This is a genomic window from Calyptranema fuscum S582, assembly GCF_055793305.1.
Map to the genome: position 1 here is coordinate 1 of NZ_JBSLYH010000038.1, position 25,752 is coordinate 25,752.

General features: G+C 50.3%; 19 protein-coding genes and 1 tRNA gene. 11 read left to right on the top strand and 9 right to left on the bottom strand.

Annotated elements, in window-relative coordinates:
• Positions 1-222: 222 nt before the first annotated feature.
• On the bottom strand, positions 223-1,530 hold the full coding sequence (locus ACR6Z4_RS22400; RefSeq protein ID WP_479719549.1) for a hypothetical protein: 1,308 nt from the start codon (positions 1,528-1,530) through the stop codon (positions 223-225).
• Positions 1,531-1,599: 69 nt separating this feature from the next.
• Positions 1,600-4,344: a CBS domain-containing protein gene (locus tag ACR6Z4_RS22405; RefSeq protein WP_479719550.1), complete on the bottom strand. Its 2,745-nt coding sequence runs from the start codon at positions 4,342-4,344 to the stop codon at positions 1,600-1,602.
• A 332-nt stretch (positions 4,345-4,676) separates the two neighbouring features.
• Here ACR6Z4_RS22405 and psbZ point away from each other — a divergent pair, with 332 nt between their 5' ends.
• The 3 genes from psbZ (at position 4,677) to ACR6Z4_RS22420 (ending at position 5,755) form a co-directional block, all read left to right on the top strand.
• Positions 4,677-4,865: a photosystem II reaction center protein PsbZ gene (gene psbZ / locus ACR6Z4_RS22410; protein ID WP_479719551.1), complete on the top strand. Its 189-nt coding sequence runs from the start codon at positions 4,677-4,679 to the stop codon at positions 4,863-4,865.
• Between the two features lie 128 nt (positions 4,866-4,993).
• Positions 4,994-5,569, top strand: a complete 576-nt coding sequence (gene ribH, locus ACR6Z4_RS22415; protein ID WP_479719552.1) for a 6,7-dimethyl-8-ribityllumazine synthase — start codon at positions 4,994-4,996, stop codon at positions 5,567-5,569.
• A gap of 114 nt (positions 5,570-5,683) precedes the next feature.
• Positions 5,684-5,755: transfer RNA gene (locus tag ACR6Z4_RS22420), tRNA-Gly, on the top strand.
• Positions 5,756-6,053: 298 nt separating this feature from the next.
• Here the strand turns inward: ACR6Z4_RS22420 and ACR6Z4_RS22425 are convergent.
• Entirely contained in the window at positions 6,054-6,911 is an 858-nt protein-coding gene (locus ACR6Z4_RS22425; protein ID WP_479719553.1) for a DUF2927 domain-containing protein, read from the bottom strand.
• Positions 6,912-7,239: 328 nt separating this feature from the next.
• On the opposite strand from ACR6Z4_RS22425, the gene ACR6Z4_RS22430 reads away from it, so the two are divergent.
• A complete protein-coding gene (locus ACR6Z4_RS22430) occupies positions 7,240-7,833 on the top strand; it encodes a hypothetical protein (protein WP_479719554.1) in 594 nt (197 codons plus the stop codon).
• Positions 7,834-8,425: 592 nt separating this feature from the next.
• Here the strand turns inward: ACR6Z4_RS22430 and ACR6Z4_RS22435 are convergent.
• From ACR6Z4_RS22435 to ACR6Z4_RS22450, 4 genes are all read right to left on the bottom strand, one after another.
• Positions 8,426-9,235, bottom strand: a complete 810-nt coding sequence (locus tag ACR6Z4_RS22435) for a hypothetical protein (protein ID WP_479719555.1) — start codon at positions 9,233-9,235, stop codon at positions 8,426-8,428.
• Positions 9,236-10,009: 774 nt separating this feature from the next.
• Entirely contained in the window at positions 10,010-11,311 is a 1,302-nt protein-coding gene (locus ACR6Z4_RS22440; RefSeq protein WP_479719556.1) for a dihydrolipoamide acetyltransferase family protein, read from the bottom strand.
• Positions 11,312-11,736: 425 nt separating this feature from the next.
• On the bottom strand, positions 11,737-12,186 hold the full coding sequence (locus tag ACR6Z4_RS22445; protein WP_479719557.1) for a YlqD family protein: 450 nt from the start codon (positions 12,184-12,186) through the stop codon (positions 11,737-11,739).
• Positions 12,187-12,261: 75 nt separating this feature from the next.
• A complete protein-coding gene (locus tag ACR6Z4_RS22450; RefSeq protein WP_479719558.1) occupies positions 12,262-14,196 on the bottom strand; it encodes an AMP-dependent synthetase/ligase in 1,935 nt (644 codons plus the stop codon).
• Between the two features lie 767 nt (positions 14,197-14,963).
• Between ACR6Z4_RS22450 and ACR6Z4_RS22455 the strand changes: the two genes are divergently transcribed.
• The 6 genes from ACR6Z4_RS22455 (at position 14,964) to ACR6Z4_RS22480 (ending at position 20,338) form a co-directional block, all read left to right on the top strand.
• Positions 14,964-15,248, top strand: a complete 285-nt coding sequence (locus ACR6Z4_RS22455; RefSeq protein ID WP_479719559.1) for a DUF427 domain-containing protein — start codon at positions 14,964-14,966, stop codon at positions 15,246-15,248.
• A 420-nt stretch (positions 15,249-15,668) separates the two neighbouring features.
• A complete protein-coding gene (locus ACR6Z4_RS22460; RefSeq protein ID WP_479719560.1) occupies positions 15,669-16,274 on the top strand; it encodes a DUF3038 domain-containing protein in 606 nt (201 codons plus the stop codon).
• Positions 16,271-17,407: a DUF4335 domain-containing protein gene (locus ACR6Z4_RS22465; RefSeq protein WP_479719561.1), complete on the top strand. Its 1,137-nt coding sequence runs from the start codon at positions 16,271-16,273 to the stop codon at positions 17,405-17,407. Before ACR6Z4_RS22460 ends, ACR6Z4_RS22465 begins: the two co-directional genes overlap by 4 nt.
• A gap of 625 nt (positions 17,408-18,032) precedes the next feature.
• A complete protein-coding gene (locus ACR6Z4_RS22470) occupies positions 18,033-18,407 on the top strand; it encodes a hypothetical protein (protein WP_479719562.1) in 375 nt (124 codons plus the stop codon).
• A 73-nt stretch (positions 18,408-18,480) separates the two neighbouring features.
• Positions 18,481-18,897 (top strand): hypothetical protein, encoded by a 417-nt coding sequence (locus ACR6Z4_RS22475; RefSeq protein WP_479719563.1) that lies wholly within the window; start codon positions 18,481-18,483, stop codon positions 18,895-18,897.
• 31 nt (positions 18,898-18,928) lie between these two features.
• Entirely contained in the window at positions 18,929-20,338 is a 1,410-nt protein-coding gene (locus ACR6Z4_RS22480; RefSeq protein WP_479719564.1) for a hypothetical protein, read from the top strand.
• Between the two features lie 108 nt (positions 20,339-20,446).
• Here ACR6Z4_RS22480 and ACR6Z4_RS22485 read toward each other — a convergent pair whose 3' ends face one another.
• Positions 20,447-21,472 carry a tetratricopeptide repeat protein gene (locus ACR6Z4_RS22485; RefSeq protein WP_479719565.1) on the bottom strand — a complete coding sequence of 342 codons (1,026 nt, stop codon included), beginning with the start codon at positions 21,470-21,472 and terminating at the stop codon, positions 20,447-20,449.
• A gap of 270 nt (positions 21,473-21,742) precedes the next feature.
• Between ACR6Z4_RS22485 and ACR6Z4_RS22490 the strand changes: the two genes are divergently transcribed.
• Complete coding sequence (locus ACR6Z4_RS22490) at positions 21,743-23,347, top strand: B12-binding domain-containing radical SAM protein (RefSeq protein WP_479719566.1); 1,605 nt, start codon at positions 21,743-21,745, stop codon at positions 23,345-23,347.
• A 93-nt stretch (positions 23,348-23,440) separates the two neighbouring features.
• Here ACR6Z4_RS22490 and ACR6Z4_RS22495 read toward each other — a convergent pair whose 3' ends face one another.
• A complete protein-coding gene (locus ACR6Z4_RS22495; RefSeq protein WP_479719567.1) occupies positions 23,441-25,645 on the bottom strand; it encodes a GAF domain-containing protein in 2,205 nt (734 codons plus the stop codon).
• Positions 25,646-25,752 lie beyond the last annotated feature (107 nt).

A 25,752-nucleotide genomic window follows, 5' to 3' on the forward strand; every position in this document is an offset into this window, starting at 1 on the left:
TTATCCGACCCTGGCGGTGTGCAAGTTCGTTAAGTCCAGAAACGCTGCTGTGGAGCGCAGAGCTCTCCACAGCAGCGTATTGGATCAACCCGCACAGCGACACGGGATGAGAAGACTTAATGATCGGTATTGCCTGACAGGGCATGAATCTGGACATGAACCCAAAGGGTTCATGTCCAGATTTACGAAAAAATTAGCCCCGCTAATTCTCTGAATAGGCTTTTATTGCACGTTGTCGGATGAGTCGAGCGTAGAGACGGGTTCTCTTTCTGAAGAGGGAGCTGCGTTACTGGCTCCGTTGTTGGGGGCAGGGGCAGGGGCAACTGGCTCAGGAAGCGGTGGTGCGGGTGGCGCAACGTCGGCTGGTGGTTCTACCTCAGGCGGTTGTTTATCAGGCGGTTCAAACTCTGAGCTAGTTGGCTCGATTTCTTTAGGGGGTGCTTCCACAGTTGGTTCTGGGGCACGGTCTGAGGCACGGTCTGAGGCGCGGTCTGGAGCGGAATATCCAGGGTTTTCCACGGCGGCAGGTTCAGGAACGCGATTGTATTGCACCCGATCTCGTCGGGGAGCGGCGATCGCATTCGATGGCTCCCATTCATCGGTGGTAGAAAAGTCAGACGTATCTGTAACCGGCCAATCCTCTAACGGGGGGAAGGATTGTTCTTTACCAAAATTGAACAAGGGCGTATCACCGGCAGCTTCGGTCGGAGATGCATCACTGGTTTGACCAAACCGTAAGACCCAACCCACGCTGGCTCCGCCTAAGCCCCCCACGATGGCAGTCACCATCAGTGCCAGGGGCAGCAAACGCTGAGGCTGAAAGCCAGACTGAGGCGATGAGGGAGGTGCCGTCTTACCTTTCCCTTTGCCTTTTTGCCCACTGACAAGCACCGTTGTTTTTGGCTTTCCTGATAGCGCTGATTTACCATTTACACCCGAGTCTACAGCCGCTTGAGGAGGCGAGGTCTTCCCATTCTGCGGATTAGGTTCCAGCTCTATCACCCCGTCTGATAAAGACACCACAGGCGTCTGTTCAGAGTGCGGAACAGCATCAATAGCAGCTTCTACCCCTGCCGCAGGAACCGTATTAGATGATTCCATCACAATCGGTGATGGTGTGAAATCCGACCGTTCCGGGATGCTGGGTTCAGGAGGCAAACTGGGCGTTGCTGTGGGTTCAGCCGTGATTAACTGAGTCAGGGGCAGCCAGTCTCGTAGTTTGGGCAAGGGTTGTTGCGGCACGATTTCGAGCACCACAAACGGCATGTCTGCTTCTTCAAAGCCGTCTAAAATCCTGAGACCAGAGTCGTTTTGCCCACCGGAACGTCGCCGTACTTCGGCAATAAATAACTGGCGCAACTGCTCAAACCGATGGTGCTCGCGCAAGCACTCGTTAAAACTTTGGATCAGAACGGCATGGTTTAAGTAAGGGTGTACAGCCCGATACGTGATACTAAAGTCACTCTGGTGCAGGGTTTCCTGAATGACATATTTACCACTTTGCAGCGTCGAGCCAGCCGTTAGGGTCATAAGAATCTCAGCTAAGAATGAAAACTTGATTAGAAATTCAAGAAAATACTTCCAACTATGCTATCGCTTTCAGGAAATTCTGGGTGAAAATTGACGGTGCAAAAATGCTTCGGCTTCGGCGCGATCGCTCACCACACCATCCAACGTAGCTGCCAGCATCGCCTCCAGAATCACCTTAAATCCGGGACCCGGTTTATAGCCCATTGCCTTCAAGTCATTGCCATCTAATAAGGGTTTGACCTGCGACCAGCAAGTTAAATAGCGCCAGATCGGTTGACGCACTAATCGGGGCAGATTGACACCCAATAGCGTCAGGGTTGCCAGATTGTGGGAATTGAGACAGGCAACGATTTCACTGGGGCGGCTGTAGTGAGGTAGCGATCGCTCCATCGTCTGTTGCAGATTGACAAAGTCTTGTAAGCGCTCCATGCTATCGGCGGGCAGTTGCAGATTTGTCGCAACGTTGCCTCGATCGTCGGCAGGCACATCAAGAATCAGCAATTCTAACAGCAGCAGCCAATGATCTAAGGTGTGATCAGGGTCAAACCGTTTCAACCACCGATCGACCAATTTCAGTTTTTTCCACAGGCGATCGCTCAATTCCAATTGCGGATGAATACAGCGCAATGCCCCCAGATCTGCCAATAGACGAATGGCAGGTCGCCAGTAGGGTGCCTGCAAAATATATTTCAACTCACGCCGCAGACGGGTTTGCAGCGCTGGGGTGCGTTCCATTTCTGACTGAATACGGTAATAAATGCCACTGGCGATCGCATGGCGAATGTACCCTTCGGTTTGGGATTCGAGTTGGCAACCCAAACGCACCGCAAACCGCACTGCCCGATAAATCCGAGTTGGATCTTCAATAAAACTATTGGCATGCAGCACGCGAATTTGTCGCGTTTGCAAATCCATTAAGCCCCCGAAAAAGTCGAGCAATTCACCTGTACGGGGAGCTGTTAACCGCACGGCTAGAGCATTGATTGTAAAATCGCGGCGATAGAGATCTTGCCGAATCGAGCTGGCTTCCACTTCTGGATTGGCTGCCGGATAAGGATAAAACTCCGTGCGAGCCGTGGCAATATCAATCCACAAGGAATCGAGTTCCGGGTCATTGTGCCAGAGCAATGCTGCCGTCTGAAACCGCCCATGCACTTGCAATCGGGCATGGGGATAGTGCTGTCGCAGAGTCCGGGCAAGTTCTACCCCTGCTCCCTGGTCGGCGGCACGATGAAATCCATCGACCACCAGATCAATATCATCCAGCAGCAACGATTCATCGGGATCTGCCAGCAAAAGATCACGCACTGCACCACCGACTAAATACAGTTGCCAACCCCGTCGGTCAGCTTCAACCGCTGCCGCATTTAAAACCATCCACAACGGTTGAGCCAGGCGATCGCGCAAGAGATCCCGCACCATTTGCGGCACGCTACAGGTTGCCAGCACTTCATCCTCTGCCCACGACTTGCCCCCGATCGCCTTTTCCTGGTGCAGTTGCCGTAACACATCGGTACGGGTGACGATTCCGACCAATTCGCCCTGATCCAGCACGGGCAAGCGTCCAATATCATAAGTCACCATCAGGGACTCAATGTCGGGTAATGACGTCTCTGGAGTAATGGTTTTGAGATTGGGGGTCATGTAGCCCTTGACCGGGGCATGGCTGAACCCGTGATGTAAAGCAATATCAATATCTCGCCGCGAAATAATACCAACCAGGCGATCGCCCTCATCCACGACTGACAATCCCGAATGCCCATAGCGCAGCAGAATACGCTGAGCCTCGGCAATCGTCGTATCAGGCCGGATCGTGCGCACCGGAGACGACATCAGCTCTCTAGCTGTCGGGGCTTGGGGAATATGATCCTTAAGGGTATGCAACAGGTTATCCAGCACGGCTTGGGGGTCGGTGCTGCGTAGAGCCGCCGCTGCCGCTTTGGCATGACCACCCCCACCCAGAGGTGCAAACAGCGATCGCAGATCAATTTGATTAATGTGTGACCCTCCCGATGACCACCCCCGCACCCGACCAATTAGCGTCAAGCGTTCTTCTAATGGATCGGTCGAGGGATATCGAGCTGCCAATAACAGCACATCACTTTCGGTCAGATCCATCAGCCGCGATGCCAGGTTTGATAAACCGGGAACATAGTTCTCCGTTTGCAGCATCACCCAGCCCAGGGTTAAGCCATGAATCGTTTCGGTTTGCAGCGTATCTAGTGCGATCGTCAGGACATCTTGCAGCTGGGGGGATAATCCCGGTTCCACATATTCGGCGATCGCCCGTAAACTAGCCCCTTGCTGCATCAACCAGGTCAACGCTGCCGCATCCCGCACCGTCGTGTGATCAAACGTTAACGATCCCGTATCCACATGAATGCCCAATGCCATCACCGTCGCTTCGATCGACGATAGCGTCATCTGTTCAGCCTGAAGTCGCTCGGCAATCAACGTGGCTGTTGCCCCTACCGATTCAACATGGACATGGTGAGCCGGAATATCAGAAGACAGATTGAGATGATGATCGTACAGGGTGATGTCGATATCCGCTAAATCAAACCACTCGGCAGCTTTACCCAGGCGATCGCGCCATTGCGTATCCACCACAAACAGCGATCGAATGGTTTGCGGATTGACCGATCGCCGTTCGATCAGAGCATACTCATCGCGATGCAATGCCAAAAAATCTCGCACCGTCGGATGGCATCCACCCGTCAGCACAATTCTTGCTCCAGGCAGCAAACGGCTCAGACCCACCGCCGCGCCCAGCGTATCAAAATCAGCCGTAGTATGACAAAGAATCAGATCCATCGATAATCACGATCCGCTTAAAGAATGGGGCTGTGATCCTAATGCCACAACTCCTGGCAGGAAAACCAGCTTTACTCGCCCCCTTTACCTATTACTATGACGAGAAATCATCAGGACGCAGAGGGAGGAAACCCCGGCATGGGGGCTGTGCCCCACCCCTTTGGGTTGAAGTTGCCATTCGTTACAACGATCTTGACAGAGAAAGGATCGAGGGGTGGCAATTTCTGATAGCTTACTAACTGGAGGGCTATAAGAACAAAATATTTATTTGGACTTATCAGTCATTTATCAGCCGTTATTAAAGCCCTTTCGTTTTCTGGGAGGAAAAACTGATGTCTATTCTGTTTCAATTAGCTTTAGCTGCTCTAGTGATTTTGTCATTTGCCATGATTGTTGGGGTTCCGGTTGCATATGCCTCTCCCCAAAATTGGGATCAATCCAAGCGTCTTATCCTATTGGGTTCGTTGGTTTGGGTTGTGTTGGTGTTAGTCGTCGGCGGACTCAATTATCTGGTTGTTTAAAACATCTATATCTCCACTAAAACCCAACTTTTTAGATGGTTTAGGCTGCTTCTCTTCTATCTAAAAAGCTGGGTTTTACTGCGTATTGATCCTAAGCTTGATATACAGCAATTCTAATTGAAACCGTTATGACAGTTTTCGAGGGCACTTTTACACAAACCGAGTCTTTCCGATTTGCCATTGTCATCGGTCGTTTTAATGATCTGGTCACGGGCAAACTTTTGGAAGGCTGTCAGGATTGTCTCAAACGTCATGGCATTGACCCCGATCCTAACGGCACGCAAGTCGATTATGCATGGGTACCCGGTAGCTTTGAGATTCCCTTAGTGGCTCGTCAATTGGCGTTATCTAACCGTTACGATGCCATTATTTGCATGGGTGCTGTCATTAAAGGGCAAACGCCCCATTTTGACTATGTCGCCGCAGAAGTCTCAAAGGGCATTGCCGCTGCTGGGTATCAAACTGGGGTTCCGGTTGTGTTTGGCATTTTGACCACTGATACGTTGCAACAGGCATTGGAACGTGCCGGCATCAAAAGTAACAAAGGTTGGGACTTTGCCATGAGTGCGATCGAAATGGCAAGCCTGATGAAACAGGTCAAAACTCTAAACGGTGAGTCTTATAACAATTTATTAGGAGGGACTCAAGCGCAGCCCCTGCCGGGGGCACCAACCAAGAGCGCGGCAACTGAATCAGAGCCCTAGATCAACGGTTGATCTAAACCGATGACTGAACCCGATCAAAAAAATTGAATTCTTTGCGGTTTGTGGCTTGACATACCGTTTAGTTTTTGAGATTCTAAATAAGCGCCTAAATTCGCGGGTATAGCTCAGTGGTAGAGCGTCACCTTGCCAAGGTGAATGTCGCGCGTTCGAATCGCGTTACCCGCTTCCAAACTTCTCATAAATTCTAGAAAGGGCATCGGCTGAGCCGATGCCCTTCTCCTTTGCAACGGATTAACTGACAGATCTTTGTAAGGGCAGGTTTAGCAAATTCCTGATCGGTTGACAGTCAGCGTTTCGGTAAAACCTGCCCCTACGGTGGAATACGCCTTCTGGCGCTTTTGTCAGTCGATCAGCCTTTGCAATCTGGCATGGCTTCATAGCGGGATGCATTTGCACATGGGAGCAAGTGACATCTCCGGTGTCACTTGCTCCCACAGAATTACAGATGAATTAATCTGTGGTTCTAGCGGTTGGAATTTTGCGCCAGGTTGACTTGTTGAAGTGTGGCGATCGCCTGGGCACGAGTCATTCCGGCTTGAATTTCGGGACGATAGAGCATGGAAATCACCGTTCTATCAAGGTCAGTGTATTGCGTTACATCTGTCCATCCCTGGTAGAAAATACTGTCTCTGTAGCGGCTAGAGTCTTGCATTAACCCCAGAGATTGGGTTAACTCTTCCCGCAGCAAATGAGATCGTTCTTGTTGAGTCACCCCGTCGGTTGTGACTAAAATTCTCGCACGATTCAAAATATTGTTACTCCACCATGTCCAGAAAAAGCCCATGTTGATAGGGCGATAGTTTGGCTCATATTGGCTGAACTGCCTTTCGGGGACATAGTAAATTTCAATATTGGGATTGGAGTCGGTGATTTGCAGATCGATTCCTTCGGTCAAAGTGTTCAATTCGTTCACAACCGATCGCACGGTAGCCAGGTCGGTTTGGGTTGGGTTGCCATTGATTTTGATGCGAATGGTACCGCTCCACTTTCTAATCGATGAACTGGAGGAGCCAAATTCAGCACCCATAGCAACTTCTAGAAAGTAATTAATTTGCTCTTGGGTATAACCACTAAAGTTAGGCTGACCGGGAGACGAGCTGGGTTGGGGTGTGGGGGTCGGGTTGGGCGAACTGGCAGGTCGGGTAATTAAAAGGATGCCCGGAAAAGCGTTGCGGTTTTGGGAGGTTGGGGGAGTAGTCTGTGCCAGGGTAGGAAGGGTCACACTCAACAGTGCGGTAGTCGCGGCGAGTCCTACGGTGAGGCGAAGGGTAGAGCGTTTGGCGATCGCCAACACAGAATTAAACATAGTTTGAGTGTGCATAGGGCGTCTGACTTCCTGAGGTAGCAAGATCGGAATAATGGGTATGGATGACAAATTAGATAGAACCCGGACGTTCATGTTGGGTTTTATCGCATCCACAATCCCAAGGTAGTGGGGTAGTGCGAGGCTTCGAGGTCTTTTTGATTCTTACAATCTTCTGCGATCGCCATAATCAGCAGGGACACTATCAGGTGAGTTGAACAACTGTTACATGATGGTTCGATTAATCCGGAAATCAAGAACACGATTGTAATCTATACCCTAAGAGCGATGCATCCTTCAGTTAGGCGATGCGGCAGCAACAGTTAAGCCGGGAGGCGCTAGTCAGATGGCAAGCTGGCACAGGCTGATTTACCCAGGGTTTGTTCAACGTATGCTGACCGAAAAATCTAGAAACCCACAAGCAACTCAACTCATGGCATTATTCACGACTCACTTCAAAATAGTTTTCCCACTTTTGGGGTTACTGCACCTGAGCCTGCTACTCAGTGCGTGTTGGTTTAACCCCAGTTCCAACCCTGAGTCCTCGCCAACTTCAGCCGCAACCCAGATTGAACCGATTGCTGCCAGCAGGGATGACTATGCAGCGATCGCCCTTGATAGCCTGCCGTCGAATGCGGTGTTAGTTGGAACCGATCCAGTGGCGATCGCCCTGACGATATGGGGTAGAAATCCGGAGGAGCAAGAAGGGGCGTTTGAACAAACCGTCGATCTCGACACCCGCGATGCAGACCAGCCGGTTGTAACGATTACCCACATGAATCTGAGTGATGATTCGGTGCGAGGTATGCGCTACCGGGTTGAGTTTGAACCCACGGATACGACGGAATCTGCTCAATGGCAAATCGTATGGGTCGGACAGCAGCAGATCTGTTGGCAGGGTCGAGGGGCACAAACCTGGACGCCAGAACCCTGCCTATAGAAAAGGATTTAGAGCCACGTATCGCAATGTTTACAGCGCTTCGCGTTTGAGTATGTTTAGATTTTTTGTTGTGTGCCGCGCTCCGCGCGGCACACAACAAAAAATCTGTGGCTCAATCAATTGAAAATGGCTGTAATGGAGTGATGTGAGAGCCTCGCAGAGCGAGGCTCTCACATCACTCCCGTTATTTGTCCTGGCACAATGGGCTGATGTAGCAACTGAATGGTTCATTAAGACGGAGTACAGGGATGAAACCCTTGCGTGGGAGCGGTGCCCTCACATTCCTGATGTCTTGACTAGATTATGTATAGCAGCCGAGAGACGGGTTGAACGGGGTGCAGGGGTGGAACCCCTGGCTGGGGGCGCAGCCCCCACGCCTCCACTATCCTGACTAGATTGAGTAGAACTATACATCAGGATTATGAAGATCTGCACAAAAGCACTAGAGGGTTCCCCGACGGGGAACCCTCTAGTGCTCAAGTTCGATGCAGTATAGATCACCAGGGGATGTTCTAGATCTAGTGTTATGGTTTCGCAAGGTCGCGGAGCGCGCCTTTCCAAAACAATAACAACCCCTTTGCAAACCTACCGATTACCGATCGGTGGGGCGAGGCAGACGCCCCCGATCTATTGAAGGTGGGCGATCGCGTCGATTAGGACGATCATCCCGTTCATCTCGATTATTCCGGTCATCACGATCATCGCGGTCGTCACGATCATCACGGTCATCGCGATCGGGACGAGTAATCCGATCGAAAAGAGATCGAGAGCGACGGTTGATGCGGTCAGTGCGGATGTAACCGCGTTGCCCGATGCTATCGACGGCAGATACATACTCGCGATCGTCAATTTCACGAGTATCATCCCAATTCACCTCAACATCTTCCCCTCGGTAAAACTCAAATAACTCTCGCCCATTGGCAGCACGAGCGGTTGTTTGCTCGGTTACAGTTACCCGTTGCCAATCGCGATCGTCATCGGAGGAATACCAGGGATCGTCATCATCGTCATCATCATCGTCATCGTCGTCATAATGCTCCCTATCTGGGGCGATCGCCCCAACTGGCATGAAATAGGTATCCCCGTCGAGGTACACCTGCACGTACGTCACATTATCCACTCGGATATCGTCCGAAAGATCGGCATACACCATATCCCCTCGAAACACTGTACGAACGGGTTCTAACCCAAACAAACGCCGTTCAAAAAGGGGTACAGGTGAAAGCACCGTATACCGATCAAACCGCGAGGGAATATCATCATCGTCATCGTTATGATCTTTGAGTGCTGTGTCGGCTCCAGGATGTCCCATCGGATTTGCTGAAGCAGCCACAGGCACAGATAATATAGAGCCACACGTTACAGTTGCTAACACCATAGCAACTAGCGACAGTCTTTTCACGTCAGTTCACCACAGTAGTCTCAAGCGTTTGAGATAGTGTTTAGTACTGCTCTGCACACGTAGGATTCGGATATGAGGGGAGATGGGGGCACTACCCCCTGCACCTCAATTCCAGCACCGACTGGTGGCGAAGTGTACTTAGTATAAAAAATTCAATAAAACCCGGATGTCTATTCTTAGGATCGTGGATTTAATAAACCCGAAGATTTATTTTTGGAAGCGCGGCGACGCCGCGCTTCCAAAAATAAACGTCCGGGTTTTAATTAATTTGTGATCCTTAGCAACACGACCACACTACACGGTTAAAACTATAGCGCTTCGCACCTGGATAGATTACGAGTATTGAGTGAGAGCTGCCCGGAGCGTGACTCTTACTTAATACCTTGTACTGCACGCCATTGAGAAGTGCTATAAATCTTCGGCTTTATTAAACCTATACCTCTATGACGGACATAGGAGGCACTAAGTTTCTTGGGATTTAAAGATGAATGATGTATAGCTTTACGTAGTCACGTTAGGACGTTGGGGTGTTGGGCGGTGCCCCACGCAGGGGTTTTACCCCTGCACCCCGTCCTAACCTAAGTGCGTAGCGCTATATCTAATCAGACATAGTATATCCGTCTGATCCGGTACATATTGCTATAAAACCCAATGGTTTTGAAAGCGTGACGGCGAAGTCATTATGCTCTCAAAACCATTGAGTTCATTAATCTGTGTTCCTTAGGGATTCGTTGTTTAATCTAGCCCCAGGTTTATTTTTAGACCATTTAAGGCTTATAGGGTCAATGACTGCGGGTTAGTTTCAATCAGTTTTGCCAGATCTTGGAGGAAAGCAGCAGCATGAGCACCGTAGATGACACGATGATCGCACGTAATATTGACCTGCATCTGTTGACGCATTCCCATCATCCCATCTGGGCTGGCAACCACCTGCGGACGAGATGCCCCGATCGCCAAAATAGAGCCTTGACCCGGTGGCAAAATCGCATCGAAGCGATCGACCCCAAACATACCCAAATTCGATAGGGTGAAGGTGCCTGTATTGTATTCTTCGGGTTGCAGTTGCTTGTTTCTCGCCCGATCCACCAGGTCTTTCCAGGTGCGCGACAACGAATAAATATCAACCTGGTCAGCCCGACGCAACACGGGGGTAATTAAACCGCCATCATCCATCGCTACAGCAATAGACACATTAATCTCACTCTGATACTGGATCCCTTGATCGGTATAGCAGGCATTCACTAGCGGATGCTTTTGCAAGGTAACAGCGACTGCCTTAGCTAACAGCGCTGTCATCGTCACCCCTTTGGACTTAATTTGTTTGTAGAGTTTGTCCAGCTGATCGGTGGTGATCGTGTAGCCCACCCGGAAGGTCGGCACCTGAAGGCTAACCATCATATTCCGAATAACCGCATTCTGTAGGGTGTTAAACGGAACGATCTGACCGGGCACTGCGGGGGCAGGGGTTGCAGCGACGGGGGGTTTAGCGGCTACAGGTGCCGGTGCTGCGGTTGGTGCCGGGGTTGCGATCGGCGTCGGGGTTGGTGCAGCCGTTGGTTGACTAATCTTAGCCACCGAGGCTTCTACGTCTTGCGCCACGATTCGACCATGAGGACCGCTACCTTTGACAGTTGCCAGATCGACCTTCAATTCTTTCGCGACTTTCCGTGCCCGAGGGGACGCAATAATTCTGCCGCTGGGGGCTGATACACCATTATTGGCAGGTTCAGATGTAGTGGCTGCCGTAACAGGTGCCGCAACAGGTTGTGCCGGTGCTGCGGTTGGAGCAGGGGCTTGGACTTGACTCGCCTGAGCCTTTGCAGTCTCGATTTCAGCTTCTGTTTCAGCGACCAACGCGATCGCCGCACCCACAGGAGCGCTCTCTCCGGCAGACACAATGATCGTTGCTAAATATCCCTCCTGAAACGATTCCACATCCATGTCTGCTTTATCAGACTCGACAATCACAACCGTTTCACCCTTCTCTACTTTATCTCCCGGCGATTTGACCCAGGAGACAATTTTGCCTTCGGTCATGGTAGAGCTGAGGGCAGGCATGAAGACTTCGTGAATCATGGAGCGGCTTCCAAATAATTTAGATAACGAACAACAACTGAACTATAAACAACAATAGAGCAGCAAAACAGAATTGTATCGTGACAGTCGCCTCAGCGATACAACAGAATCTAAGACCCAGAACCAGAGCAACGGCGACCGATGGCGAGGTGGAGATTGCACCCCCACATCCCTTTATCCATCGTAACCTTTGTTGAAATGGGTATTAGATTACATGACATACACCAGACGGTTGTGAACCAATCGCCATCAGCGATTACTCATACTCTTGATTGAGCACAAAAGGAAGTCAGAGGGCTACGCCGCCTGATGGGAACGTCGTCCCCACATCCTTTTGGGATCACAAATTAATAAAACCCGGAGATTGATTTTCAGGAACGCGGCGACGCCGCGTTCCTGAAAATCAACCTTTTGCATGACGGGAGTTACAACTCTCCCCGGATTTCTTCTACAACTCCATCTTTTAACAAGACTTCAACTTGCATTTTGCGAACCATATTGTCTCCAGTTTCGACCCGGAAGAATCCTTCAATCTGTCCTTGGTTGACTTCCTGATTCATCTCTAGCAGTTGAACTTGTTGGAGTTGTTGCAAGACCTGGTTCTTGCGTTCTAAAATTTCACTTTTCTTTTGATTGACCTGCGCTTGGATATTCCCAACTTGCTGCTGTATTGCAGTGTCAGCTGCTTGACCACTTTGCTTTTGCAATTCAGCAGCCATGCGTTGACCCTGGTTTTCTAGTTGCTGAAGCTGAGCATCTAGCTGATTAATTTGGGTTTGCAACTGCTGTTGCACTTCTTCTTTCCAGCGAGGGGTAACGATGGCTTTAATATTGACTGCTCGTTTGAGAAGCAAATGAGGCTTTGAAGCATCCATGAGGAACTGGTGGAGGAACAACAACTAAAGATTAAAGAACGATTGTGGTGCATAGGCTTCAGCGCTGTTGCACCATCAGACAAACATCTCGTCAATCATACCGCGATAGCGTTCCATCACAACGGGTCTGCGAAGTTTTAGGGTTTGGGTTAGCGTACCGTTCTCTATTGTGAAGGGTTCTGCCATGAGGCGGAAGGGATGGATGCGATCGTCGGGACGATAGCCAGGGCGATTTTGAACTTCGCGGGTCAGCTCTTGACGAAAGAGGTCTTGAACTGCTTTATTCCCCAGATCAAGCGTTTGGTCGGGATTGTGAATTGATAGATTTCGCTCGGTTGCCCATTTTTCTAAGGCTTCCAGGTTAGGAACGATCAAGGCACCCAGCGATCGCTGATCTTGACCTACCAGCATAATCTGATCGACAAACGGACTCCGCAAACAGGCATCTTCGATCGGCTGTGGCTCAATATTTTCACCATTCGTTAATACGATGGTGTCTTTTGCTCGTCCGGTAATAATTAAATCGTCCTGCTCAGTCACCCACCCCAGATCACCCGTATCAAACCAACCGTCCGGGTCAATGGCTTTAGCCGTTGCTTCGGGATTTTTGTAGTAACCCTGCATCACTTGCGGGCCGCGAATCAAGACTAACCCCTGCTTCAGTGGCGGTAACGGCTGGCGCGTTTCCAGATCAACAATACGCGTTTCAGTCAGTGGCAGAGGTTGCCCATCTCCGCCCCGCAAATTGCGCCAGGGACGACGCACATGGGTAATGGGAGAGGTTTCCGTTAGCCCATACCCACCCAAAATCTCAATGCCGATGATTTCAAAGAAATCTTCTAGATGCTCGGCAATTGAACCACCGCCGCTGACTACATACTTGATGCGGCTCCCAGTTGCTGCCCGGACGGTTTTGTAGACGAGTTTGTCACCCAGCCGATGCAAAGGCGTTAAAAACGGCAGTTGCAGCCAAGCGCTCAGTTTTTGGGTGGCTGAGGGCTGAAGATTTTCTAAGCTCAATCCTTGAACGATTCGTTTGGCTTGGATATAGCGCTGGCTGATGCCCAGAAAAAAGTTGATCAACCGCTGTTTGCTGGCGGGTTGCTCCCGAAATTGCTTTTGTACGCCTTCGTAGATGGACTCCCACAAGCGGGGCACAGCCACCATATACTGCGGCTGAAAGGTTTGTAGATCTTTTTTGACGTGGCGGATAGTGGTGTAAATCTGGGTGCAGCCGTTCGAGAAGATGAAATATTCAAAGGTGCGCTCGTAACAGTGCCAAATCGGCAGAATACTCAGCACGCCATCACCGGGCTGGGGTTGCACCACCGTTGGACACGCCGACATTTGAGCAATTAAATTGCCGTGGCTGAGCATCACTCCCTTGGGCATTCCCGACGTGCCAGAGGTATACATCAGTGTGGCGAGGGTTTCACGGGTTTGGGAAACGGGTTGCAGGGTATGCGTTGCCCCTACGTCTAGCAGTTGCTTAAAGTTAAACACTTTCAGGTCTGCGATCGCCATCGGATGTTCATCAGACAGCAGCACAATAAACCGCAGAGGCAAATTAGCTAATTGATCCGCCAGCTTTTTCAGGGTTGCCTGGTCTTGAATCACCAGCGCCACGCTATCGCTATGAGCCAGGATAAACAACAATTCTTCTCGGTCTGCCTGGGAACCCCGCACCGCATCAACTGCACCAGCGATCATAATCCCCTGGTCAGCCACCAACCAGCGGGGGTTGTTGTCAGAGAATAGGGCAATGCGATCGCCTGCTTGTATCCCCAGTGACTGCAACCCGGCAGCAAAGTGCTGCATCTGCTGATAGAGTTCAGCGTAGGTTAGCTGAACCGCAGGTTTGACATGGGGGTCGCGTACGGCAACGATCTGGCTAAACTGTTGGGCAGCGATCGCCCAAACCTGAGGAACAGACTGAATAGTATGCCAATGGATAAAATGCTGAGATGCATCCTGAGCTGGCGAAACGGACGGGCTAGCGAGACGACTCATTGAACTCATGACTCCCAAACAGCCTATTGACTAAGTGACTAAGGATCACAAATTAATTAAACCCCGGACGTTTATTTTTGGAAGCGCGGCGACGCCGCGCCCCCAAAAATAACCCTGCGGTTTTACTCAATCCACAATCTTGAATAAGTAGCTAAACAAAATAAATGACGCAGTGTTTAGAAGCGCGCCTTCAGCACTCACTCCTAAAAAATAGGGTATGTCATTATTTCGGTGCCTCTACTGAACCTGAAGATGGAGTTTTAACGGGGAGATCAAGGGTGGGAAACGCTCGCGAAGCGAGCGTTTCCCACCCTTGATCTCCCGTTCGAGACCCACACCCCCATGTAATATTCCCGGACGAGGCAATGACAACATTGAACGGTTTGAACAGGACTATCGTCTTCACTGCCCAGAGTCAAAACGATTGTCTCACCGTCAACCCTTCCCAAAACCTGGACGTTTATTTTTAGAACTGCGGCGATGCCGTGCTTCCAAAAATAACCCGTTGGTTTAATTAAATCTATGATCCTCAGAGAAAATTAGTCGTTGCAGGGGCGATCGCTCCCTCAATTTTGCACACATACGGGAAGATGAGGATCAGAATCTCGGCTTGTTTATACCTTATTGCTTAGAGCGCTAGAATATGCAGTTGGTGGGACAGAAACCCAATCCGTCTCTCAGTATGTTTGTAGCTGTCGATCCGACAACAGCCACACTCCTCCCAACCCATTTCAAACACCAGTTAGGAAATTCTAGGACTTTCATTTATGCCCAAAGCAATCTGGAACGGTACGGTCATTGCAGAAAGCGACAACTGTGAAGTGGTAGAAGGCAATCAGTATTTTCCCCCGGATGCCATCAAATCAGAGTATTTCAAGCCAAGTGACACCCATACCACCTGCCCCTGGAAAGGGATTGCCAGCTATTACAGCATTGATGTCGATGGACAGATCAACAAAGATGCTGCTTGGTACTACCCAAACCCCAAAGATGCGGCTAAACAAATCAAAGGCTATGTTGCCTTCTGGCGGGGGGTCAATGTTGAAGTTTGAAATAACATAACGATTCAATACAACATATGAAGAACAGATTTGTTTGACTGAGGATCGTAGATTTAATTAAAACCAAACGGTTGGTTTAGTAGATCGGCGTTGCCCTCCTGCCCAACCCCTTAACGCCCAGTTTTTATCTAAAATTGGCGAGCCTGAGTCTTAATCTGTCACTATCGGTCAATCGGTCAATTTGTTGATTGATTCCCAGCAGTTGTTCCAGCCTTGATCCTTGACGGTATAAATTTGGGCATACTATTTGCGTATGATGGAGGCTGCTGTTGCGTTGTAGCATCCTCATCTGACTCCGCATTTTTCAAGGGTTGGGCATCAAAGCGTTGAGTTTGCTCTCTCTCAGTTTGAGATTCAGAGGTAGAGAGGGCGTAGTTTGATAAAATCCTGCTGAACATTTACGTGAGGGTAATGCAAGTTAACAGTTCACCCACTCAATTCAATCCGGCGATGCTAGATCTGTTATCCGATCCGTCCATAGCAGATGAGGTTTGCCCTCGCAGAGCGCGAATGCAGCTTGATCTATTGCTTCTGGCAATCGAGGCTTTGGACTTAGGTGGTTCTGAAGCGTTGCTCAAAGCTGCTCAAGAGCTAGATCTGCAAGGAATTGTAAAAAATCGGGTTAGTCTTTGGCGATTACGAAACACCAACCCTCTCAGGCGGTTTAGTCAGCGTAATCCATTAAATTTGACCGAGGCAAAGGCATTAGTGCTGATTACTTGCCATGTCGCACGCCGACTCACGACCCTGGTGCGATCGCTATTATTGGCACACCAACAGTTAGAAGAAAAACAACTGTCACTCGATCATCACTTCCGTTTGGCAGATTATCTGGAACGGTTTCGGGCGCACTTCCGCTCACGGATGAATCCGAAACGAGCGGCGGTTATGACCTATAGTACAGACGAAAAGTTAAATTTATTGGCAATATCGTTGCTCAACCAGTTATTGTTTTGCACCGGGACAGCAGGTGTCCAACGGCTCTGGAATAGCTTGTTTGATGGAGAAGTGGCATGACGATCCAACGGCAATATAGTTTGCCCAATTGCAAGCTGATCTTAGAAGGGTTGGGTGATGAGGCAATGTCTGTCTCACCCACCACAGGTCGCCCCTTAGTGTCTATCGTCGTCAATGCCGAGTGTCACTTTATTGGCTGTGAAAAATCTCTCAGTGGCGGACGTGAATTTTTAGAGAGTTTGGTCACCGCTGCCAGTCAGTATGCGCAAGAGTGCTTGAGCGGAATTCCTCGCCCTCCCTTGTATAGCGCCTCTAAGATGGTGCAAATCCATAAAATTGCCCCTAACCTACACCGTTTGCGCTATGACCCCAAGCCAGAGCATACCGGAAACGTGAATGGACACGGGGAAGTGGTGCAGCTTGACCTGCGAACCTTACAGATTTTTGATTTAGTCGAAGCGGTCGATCAGCTGTTTGCCGATGCCCAAACCTTACCAGATTTAACGCTGAAGCTATCGCCCCTGGCAAAGCGCTATGTGGTTTCACAAGAACCTCTCTTGAAACGGGCAACTCCAGTTGCCATCGGTTTCTCGGGTTTAGCCGCAGCGGCGATCGCTCTGTTCTTCTTACCCGTTCCGGAAGTTCGCAAACCCGAACCCGAACCTGCTGCCCAAGAATCTCCGACCTCTCCCACCCCTGTCGCATCTGGAACGCCACTACCTTCCCCGACTTCTACCCCAGAAACTCCAGACGATGTCTCTCCATCTCCAGAGCCGATTGAATCCAATGCGACGGAGTCTCCCGATCCTGCCAATGTCAGCCCGACAGACGCCCAACAGTCTCTAGAAACCCTGTTAAATTCAGCACCACAAATCACCGATCCCGAGACCATCGATCAACTCACTGAGACACTGCGAGATGAAGTTTCGAGTGCCTGGGAGCGAGAGAACCTGACTTTCTCTGAGGATCTGGTATATCGGGTAGGTGTGGCAGAAAACGGGGATATTTTAGGCTTTAAGCAAACCGATCAGGCTGCCATCGACTATACCGACGAAACCCCGTTACTGGGCTTGCTCTATCAGCCGGTAGACGCAGCTGCCAACCGTCAGGAACCGATCGCAGAATTTCGGGTTGTCTTCCGACCCAATGGCGTGGTCGAGGTCAGCCCCTGGCGTGGCAGAGTGATTGAATAGACGCCCTAATCCTGAAGATTAAACCCAACCGAGCGTAAAAGCCGGAGTTCTTCCTGAGGAAGAACTCCGGCTTTTGTACTAAAAGACTGCTGAACGCTTGTTTTGGTGGGCATTGGTGACTTGGGGCAATGGAAGTTATAGCGCTGTACGGGTTGATTCAGAACGGTGTTGTGGAGCGCTCCGCGCTCCACAACACCGTTTCTGTGCTTAACGCACTTACAACACCGCCATAGTGTGAGCGCCGCACAGAGTGCAGCGCTCACATTAAATTGCATTGCTGGATTAAACCGTACCTGAGACAGTAGCCCAGCAATTTTGCCCCATCCCTTTGCTTTTCGGTACATATGTACTAAACTGAATAAATACATTAGTACTATAAAGCTTTTACAAAGCTGCGATTTTGTCTCGTAAAACCACCGTCACACGACCGGACATCGTCACACGTTTGGAACTGGGCAAAGCACAGAGATATTAAACATCTACCCATCTCAGTTAGTTGAGTGAGAAACGAGTTGTGCCGATGACTTCGCCAACATACGTTTTCTCACTCTCGTTTGACGCACTCTTATCCACTTAATTCTTATCACTCACCCTCACCACCCACGCCCCATCAGGAGTTTTCACCATGCAGATTAAGCAAGACCCGTGGAGCCTACCCACAGAAACCGATCCGCTAGAAGAAACCTATGTCAATTTGCCACCTCAAGCGCCTGTATCGCGGCGATCGCCCTCTGATAGCAGTATTTTGCATCCCCCCAGCGATTTTGCTTCGGCGTTATGGGATGGGATTGCCTGGATTGGCGGAGCCGTCGTGTTGCGGTTGGGCGTCAATCTGATGCTGACCTATTCGGCTGGGTTGTGGATTCCCAGCATTATTGTGCTGTCGATTCCAGCGGCGATCGCATTGATTTTAGCGACCGTTATGCCTCGGTTAAGTTGGGTGGTGGGCTATCGACTGGTGCTGGTGATGTTTGGTTTGTTATTAGGAGGACGGTTATGACGCTGATGATCAGTGCAGTCTGGCTGACAGTTGTGTTGTCTTGTCTGGTGATGGCAAGCCGGAGGAACCGCCCATGAGACGAAAATCGCGACGACCTCACCCCTCCTCTGCCGACCCCAAAATTGACGTGCGCTACCTGATTGCCGGGGGTTCCATGCTGGCAATGATGGGAGTGCTGATTGATTTTCGAGAATTGATCAAACCTCCTGCCACAACCTCTAGTCACGTCTGTGAAACCATGGTTGCCCCACAGTCGGTGTTGTCTAGAGATGAACTGGCTCAATTGCTGACCGTACCCGAACGCGATCGCAAAGATGCCGTTCGAGACAAGATCAGTGACCCTTACTGCACCTTACCCAGCCTGGAAATTCGGGCAGGTGTAGAAGCAACCCGAGAGGCATACCCCCTGGAGTTTGACCCGCAAACCTGGTTTGTCGTGCTCTATGAGGGCGATGAATATGCCGGGTATTCCTTTGTGTTCCAGCGATAGTCATGGTTGAAGTATGGGCTGCGATAGATTTATGAAAAACGCCAAGTTGTACTGCTTTGTTTTATTCACGTTGGCAGCGATCGCCCTGGGTGCTGTGCCTGCCCAAGCAACCGACATAGAATCTGTCGCCTTAGACTTTTCTCTCTCCCCTGGCAAATCTGATGTGCCCGATCCAACGGCAACGGCGAGGGTAAACGAGCAACCGTTAGCCATTCCCAACAGCGGCGAGTTGGCACCCCTGGGCAGATTTGATAGCGACAAAGCCTATGCAGAACTGCCACCCCCACCCCCTGCCCAAGAGATAGAAGTGGCACAACAACCGGCGATCGCCCAGCCAGCCCCAGATCCAGCACCAGTACCAGATTCAACCCTAGATCCAACCCCAGAGGCACCGTTATCTATAGCAACCCCACCTGATCCCGATCTAAATCGAGAAGTACCGTTATCCACAGCAACCCTACCTGCACCTGATCCATCGACCGGAACCGCTCCCGATCCAGCCCCAGAGGCACCGTTATCGGCGGCTGCCGCACCTGAACCCGATCCATCGACCGGAACGGCAGATCTGGAATTCGAGCCGTTTGAACTGGATAGCATCAGCCACCTACCGTTGTTTCAAGACAGTCCCAACAGTTCCAATAGTTCTAATAGTTTCAATAACGAGAATGCTGCACCCAATCCATCGGCAGACAGGACTGATCAAGCAGCGGCACCCAAACTAGAAGCGTTATTTTCTGGAGGGCCTAATTCCTTAGTTGCCCGTGCCATTGGAGCAGCTGAAGGGACACGCACCCCTGACGGAGGTCGGACTCGTGCTTATAGAGGTCATACCGATCCGGGGAACGGGCACTGGAATCTTGGGACTTTCTCTTATCAACACGGAGCCAATTCACCGGAAGAAGCCGACGAAAAACAACTTCAGCGATTGCAAGGGCAGGGGCAAACGTTGATGCAGCAAGCAACCCAGGCAGGCATCCAGCTCAACACCGAAGAAAAACTGAATGGTCTAGATCTGGCAAATCAATCGCCCAGAGCCGCATTAAATGCAGGGGGATATGTCGATCGGCTGAAACAAGCCAGGGAAATGGGGTTGACCGGCAGCGAAGCTGTTTTGTGGGCACGGACACGCTCGTTCCTTGATCCTGATACCAATAAGTGGAATGCACCTGGATTAGGCAATACGGTGCAAAGCATTACTGCCGATCAGGAACGCCGACTGAAGGCGATCGCCAGAGCTATCGATGCCCAACCTGGGGTAGACGATCAACCAACCCCTATAGCCAACGTGCCAGCAGCCTTATCGTCTGGCTCAGCTCCTGACCCGGAGGGTGATGATGCGCGATCGCTTGAAGCCGACAACGCCGATCAGATTGTGCAGTTTGATCTTCCCAGTGAACCGTTGGTGCCAGATGAGCGATCGCTTCAACCTGCCGCAGGCTAAGAATGACAAATTAATTAAAACCCGAAGATTCATTGTTGCAAGCGCGGCGACGCCGCGCTTGCAACAATGAATCTTCGGGTTTATTCAATCCACGATCCTAAGTCGTGATTAATATTGGCAGGCTTTGGCAAAGTCGCCGATGGCATAGCAAATTGTTTTTAGACTTTCGATCGCCTGTCGTTCTAACTTTGCATCCTGGACAGTGCGGGCAACGACTAATCGTTTTTCATAACAGTCAATCGCCTTGTTGTACTCTCCCATGGCATCGTAAATCACACCGAGGCTTTCCAGGGCTTGTTCTTCGTTGCGATGATCGCGCAAGTCATGGGCAATGGTGAGGCGTTGTTCGTGGTAGGCGATCGCTTTAATGTAATCGCCCATGGTGTAACAGGCGCTTGCCAGATTTTTGAGAATTTGTCCTTCGATATGGCGATCGGGCAATTGGCGCGCGATCGAGAGTAATTGTTCATAACAATCCACCGTGCGGGCATAGTTAGCCAGCGCATGGTGGGCATTACCCAAATTGCGTAAGACTTGTCCCTCAATCTGATGGTCTTTGAGTTCGCGGGCGATCGCTAAACTCTGCTCATAATAGTTAATGGCAGCGTAGCAATCTCCCATTGCTTTGTATGCCATGCCCAAATTGTTTAATGCCGCCATCTCACCCCGCCGATCAGCAATTTCGCGGGAAACCATGAGGCTCTGGCGCTTATACTCAATGGCGCGGGAATAGTCTTCAAGATGGCGATAGGCATTGCCTAAAGTCGCCAATGCTTGCCGTTCGGTGCGGCGATCCATCATTTGTCGGGCGATCGCCAAACTTTGATGCGAATAGGCGATCGCATCCCCATAATTGCTCAGTGCATAGTGAGCTAAGCCCAAACCCACCAATGCCTTGGCTTCTCCTGGCAGATCTTGAGTTTCGCAATAAATCGCTAGGGCACTGACAAAGGTTTTAAGCGCCTTGTTAAATTCTCGAATCTGGTGCTGCTCAATGCCCAGTTCTAACAGTTGATCGGCTTCTGCCTTACGGGGAGAATCTTTGATTTGCGTCGAGCGTTGCTCATCCCAGGTTCTTTCAGTCGGTGGGACGTAGGTACTATTGTATTCATCAAAGGGTTTAGACATCGTCATCACACTGTCCCTGAAACCAGTTTTAAGGCTGACTTGTTAAGGTGATTGCAATAGGAGTTTGATAATTTATGCATATCTTCAGGTTTATCTGTAAATCTTTAAAGTGCCCACGGTATATGTTCTGAACTGCGAAGATTTGTTCATAAATTGCTCTCCGTGCATTATCCGAGGAAACTCGGAGTCAGGGTTGCATCTTTGCCATGCTTGATCTGCCAGGAGATAGAGCTATCCGGAGAATCTGTCACATTAGCGTGCGTTATTAAAGTCAATATGAAAAATTCTCTGTTTGAGGCTGAGCATCTCCTGTTTCAACCGGCATCACCTGAATCGGATGCGATCGCCACCATCTTTGCCTTTCCCAATGAATATAGTGTTGGCATCACCAGTCTGGGCTATCAAGTGGTCTGGGCAACCCTGGCAACGCGCCGCGATGTGCAGGTGAGTCGGCTGTTTACCGATGGTCATGAGCCCCTACCCACACAGCCGCAACTGGTTGGATTTTCTCTGTCGTGGGAACTGGATTATGCCAATCTCTTGAGTTTGCTAGAGGTTTTGCAGATTCCCCTGCGTGCGGCAGATCGAACTGAACACCATCCTCTGGTTTTTGGTGGCGGTCCCGTTTTAACAGCGAACCCCGAACCCTTTGCCGACTTTTTTGATCTGGTGTTACTGGGAGACGGGGAAACCCTGGTCGATGACTTTATCAGCGCTTACCAAGCTGTAAAAACTGCCGATCGCAGTACGCAACTTCATCATCTAGCCCAGATTCCGGGGATTTACGTACCCAGCCTTTACCAGGTTAACTACACCAGTACGGATGGCGCGATCGCCAGCATTCAACCCATAGCATCAGACATTCCGGCAGAGGTTGAAAAACAAACCTATCGGGGCAATGTTTTATCGGCATCCACAGTGGTGACAGAAAAAGCTGCCTGGGAGAGCATTTACATGGTGGAAGTGGTGCGCAGTTGTCCGGAGATGTGCCGCTTTTGCCTTGCCAGCTATCTCACCCTGCCCTTTCGCACCGCCAGCCTGGAAGCATCGTTAATCCCAGCAATTGAAAAAGGTCTGAACGTCACCCATCGTCTGGGTTTGCTCGGTGCTTCGGTGACCCAACATCCAGAATTTGAAGCGTTGCTCGACCATCTCAATGCTCCTCAATATGACGACGTGAGACTTAGTATTGCGTCGGTGAGAACGAATACGGTGACGCAAAAATTGGTGGAAACCCTGGTCAAGCATGATACGCGCTCAATCACCATTGCCGTCGAAAGTGGTAGCGATCGCTTGCGCCAAATTATCAACAAAAAATTGACCAATGACGAGATTCTTCAGGCAGCCGTGAATGCCAAGGCGGGCGGGTTAAGTAACATCAAACTGTATGGCATGGTTGGGGTTCCGGGTGAAGCGTGGGATGACCTGGAACAGACCGTTACCCTGATGCATACCCTGAAGCAAGTCGCCCCCGGCTTGCGTCTGACTCTGGGATGCAGTACGTTCGTGCCCAAAGCCCATACCCCATTTCAATGGTTTGGGGTCAATCCCGATGCCGAAAAACGCTTGAAATTTTTACAAAAACAGTTGCGGTCGCAAGGGGTTGACGTTCGTCCCGAAAGCTATAACTGGTCGGTCATTCAGGCATTGATCTCACGGGGCGATCGCCGTCTTTCAAAGGTGCTGGAGCTGGTGCGTCACTATGGCGATTCTTTAGGAAGTTACCGTCGTGCGTTTAAGGAATTGCGGGGTCAAGTGCCCGAGTTAGATTTTTATGTGCATCAGCAGTGGGCAACCGACCAAATCCTCCCCTGGCACCATATTCAGGGACCCTTGCCGCCAGCGACGTTAGTGAAGCATCTCAACAGTGCTCACATTTAGCCCGGTTCTGCATAGAGTTCGGTGGTGGTGTGAGGGCGCAGCGGCTCTGCCGCTGCGCCCTCACGGAATTGGGGTTGATTCACGCCACGCGGCTTACGAAACTGGGATGCTGGGACGAATAGTAGAGCGATCGCTTTCCACGAATCCAGCAGTCTCATTCGATAAAGGGTCTTGACTAACTCTAGGGCGATCGCTCCGAACCAGGGCTGTATGTTTGATCGGGAGTCTGATCGTAATCTGCGTTCCCTTTCCAGGCTGAGAGCTAACGTTGAGATGACCCTTGTGCTGATGCACAATCGTCTGATAGCACACGGCTAAACCGAGTCCGGTGCCTTTGCCCACGGGTTTAGTGGTGAAGAAGGGATCAAAAATCTTGGGCTGCACGTCCGGCAAAATTCCGCAACCATTGTCCGCTACGATAATCTGTATCCAGTCAGCTTCGGTTAATTCGTCGATCTGGTGTTCGGTGGTGATGTGAATGGTTTTCGGCGACTGCGATGACTCAGCCAATGCTTCCGCAGCATTAATCAGCAGATTCATAAACACCTGACTGAGCAACCGGGGATACCCTTCCATCAGGGGTAAAGAGCTGTAGTTGCAATTCAATTGAATCCCTTCTGGAATGTGGTTTTGCAACACAAATAAGGCGTTGTTAATCACATCGTGCAATTGCAACACTTGCCGTTCGGCACCATCGACCTGCGAAAAGCTGCGCAGAGTGGCAATAATGTCGCGCACTCGGCTTGCCCCAACTTTCATCGAGGTAAGAATTTTGGGTAAATCGTTTAAAAGAAACTCAAACTCAATTTCCTCGGTCAAAGCAGTCAGAGCTGCATCCGTTTGGGGCAAACGAGTTTGATACGCCTCAATCAGCCGCACCAGATCTTTAACATACTGATCGACAAAGGGAATGTTGCCGTAGATAAAACTGATGGGGTTGTTAATCTCATGGGCTAAGCCTGCGATCATCTGACCCAGACTCGACATTTTTTCGCTCTGTACCAGTTGGGACTGGGCTTTTTTCAAATTATCCAGGGTAGCACTCAGGTGCTGGGCTTGAGCCGCACTGGCGATCGCCTGTTGTTGAGTCCGGGCATAGAGTTGGGCTTGTTTGATCGACAGTGCCAGTTGATCGGCAACCGCCTGCGCTAATTTTTGGTCGTCTTTTGACCAATAGCGAACATGCGCACATTGGTTGAGATAGAGAATTGCCTGGAGTCTGCCATTGGCTTGCACCGGCAGCACCAGAGACGATTTAATTTGAGCCAGCTGGTATTCAACGTTATCCGGCGCAATCCGCGGATCTTGAGTAATATCTGCAATTACCACCGTCTGACGATTTTGGATTACCCACTGAGTAATCGGTCCGTTGGTATCAAAGTGTTCGATCGAAGGCGAAAAGGGATTACGAAATGCCTCAAACAAGTGGCGACGGCGAAAGCTCGTATGCGCTAACTCAACCAGATTGTCGTCTTTGCTAGGCGACTGTTCGACATTTTCGACCAAATGCACCAGACAGCGATCGACTTCTAGCACATCCAACAATTGGGCGATCGCCTGTCGCAGAATCGTGCTGAGATCTAAGCTCTGACGCGTTTGCGTTGTAATTTGATTGACCAATTGCTCACGGCGCGCCTGTTTCTGCGTTGTTTCGTAGAGTTGTGCCTGTCGAATGGCAATCTCAAGCTGTTGCGCCACCATTTGCACAAACTCTAACTCTGACGGCAACCAACGCCGAGGTTGGTTCATCAGACACACCATAAAGCCACTACACCCGTGCAATTCCTTCACCGGAACCAGTAGACTTGCCTGCGCCCCCAGGAGTGAGGGCTGACCAGGAGCAGGGACTGAAGCCTGAAGGGCGAATGCCTGGGCAATCCGTGCTAAGCCGGATGCTGCTGAAAGGTATCCCGTATTGGCAATCAGCTCCTCAGTTTGCAAGAGTGCTGCACTATCACCCAGTTTATCGAAGGGATAGTGACCCACATAGGTTTTCTGCCCCGACGTCACGCACTCACACACGATATGAATCTGTTGTAAGTCGTTAAAAGTCCAGAAAAATAGGCAAGCATCTGCCTTGAGAAATTGGGCAACTTCATCGGTAGCCGTTTGCAGAACGACTTTCAACTCTAAGGAGTTGCGAATTCGATCCACAATTTTGCTAAAAAATGTACTTTTCCAATCTGCCTGACGAAATCTCTGATCAAACCACTCGGCAATCGATGCGGTAATAGGAATCACGCGAAAAATACCAAATATGGCTAAGGTTGAGCTGTAATTGATAAAGGCTTTAACCAAACTATTCAGCTCGAAACAGTTCTTTGATTCTCTTCTAAAGCCTGACTGTAGCAGTCTTAAAACTATCCTGAGACCTCTTAGCTAAGACTGTTATCAGTGCCGAGACG

Coding starts and splice junctions, on each gene's coding strand:
- ACR6Z4_RS22400 (WP_479719549.1), bottom strand. CDS start 1,530: ATGACCCTAACGGCTGGCTCGACGCTGCAAAGTGGTAAATATGTCATT.
- ACR6Z4_RS22405 (WP_479719550.1), bottom strand. CDS start 4,344: ATGGATCTGATTCTTTGTCATACTACGGCTGATTTTGATACGCTGGGC.
- psbZ (WP_479719551.1), top strand. CDS start 4,677: ATGTCTATTCTGTTTCAATTAGCTTTAGCTGCTCTAGTGATTTTGTCA.
- ribH (WP_479719552.1), top strand. CDS start 4,994: ATGACAGTTTTCGAGGGCACTTTTACACAAACCGAGTCTTTCCGATTT.
- ACR6Z4_RS22425 (WP_479719553.1), bottom strand. CDS start 6,911: ATGCACACTCAAACTATGTTTAATTCTGTGTTGGCGATCGCCAAACGC.
- ACR6Z4_RS22430 (WP_479719554.1), top strand. CDS start 7,240: ATGGCAAGCTGGCACAGGCTGATTTACCCAGGGTTTGTTCAACGTATG.
- ACR6Z4_RS22440 (WP_479719556.1), bottom strand. CDS start 11,311: ATGATTCACGAAGTCTTCATGCCTGCCCTCAGCTCTACCATGACCGAA.
- ACR6Z4_RS22445 (WP_479719557.1), bottom strand. CDS start 12,186: ATGGATGCTTCAAAGCCTCATTTGCTTCTCAAACGAGCAGTCAATATT.
- ACR6Z4_RS22450 (WP_479719558.1), bottom strand. CDS start 14,196: ATGAGTCGTCTCGCTAGCCCGTCCGTTTCGCCAGCTCAGGATGCATCT.
- ACR6Z4_RS22455 (WP_479719559.1), top strand. CDS start 14,964: ATGCCCAAAGCAATCTGGAACGGTACGGTCATTGCAGAAAGCGACAAC.
- ACR6Z4_RS22460 (WP_479719560.1), top strand. CDS start 15,669: ATGCAAGTTAACAGTTCACCCACTCAATTCAATCCGGCGATGCTAGAT.
- ACR6Z4_RS22465 (WP_479719561.1), top strand. CDS start 16,271: ATGACGATCCAACGGCAATATAGTTTGCCCAATTGCAAGCTGATCTTA.
- ACR6Z4_RS22470 (WP_479719562.1), top strand. CDS start 18,033: ATGCAGATTAAGCAAGACCCGTGGAGCCTACCCACAGAAACCGATCCG.
- ACR6Z4_RS22475 (WP_479719563.1), top strand. CDS start 18,481: ATGAGACGAAAATCGCGACGACCTCACCCCTCCTCTGCCGACCCCAAA.
- ACR6Z4_RS22480 (WP_479719564.1), top strand. CDS start 18,929: ATGAAAAACGCCAAGTTGTACTGCTTTGTTTTATTCACGTTGGCAGCG.
- ACR6Z4_RS22485 (WP_479719565.1), bottom strand. CDS start 21,472: ATGACGATGTCTAAACCCTTTGATGAATACAATAGTACCTACGTCCCA.
- ACR6Z4_RS22490 (WP_479719566.1), top strand. CDS start 21,743: ATGAAAAATTCTCTGTTTGAGGCTGAGCATCTCCTGTTTCAACCGGCA.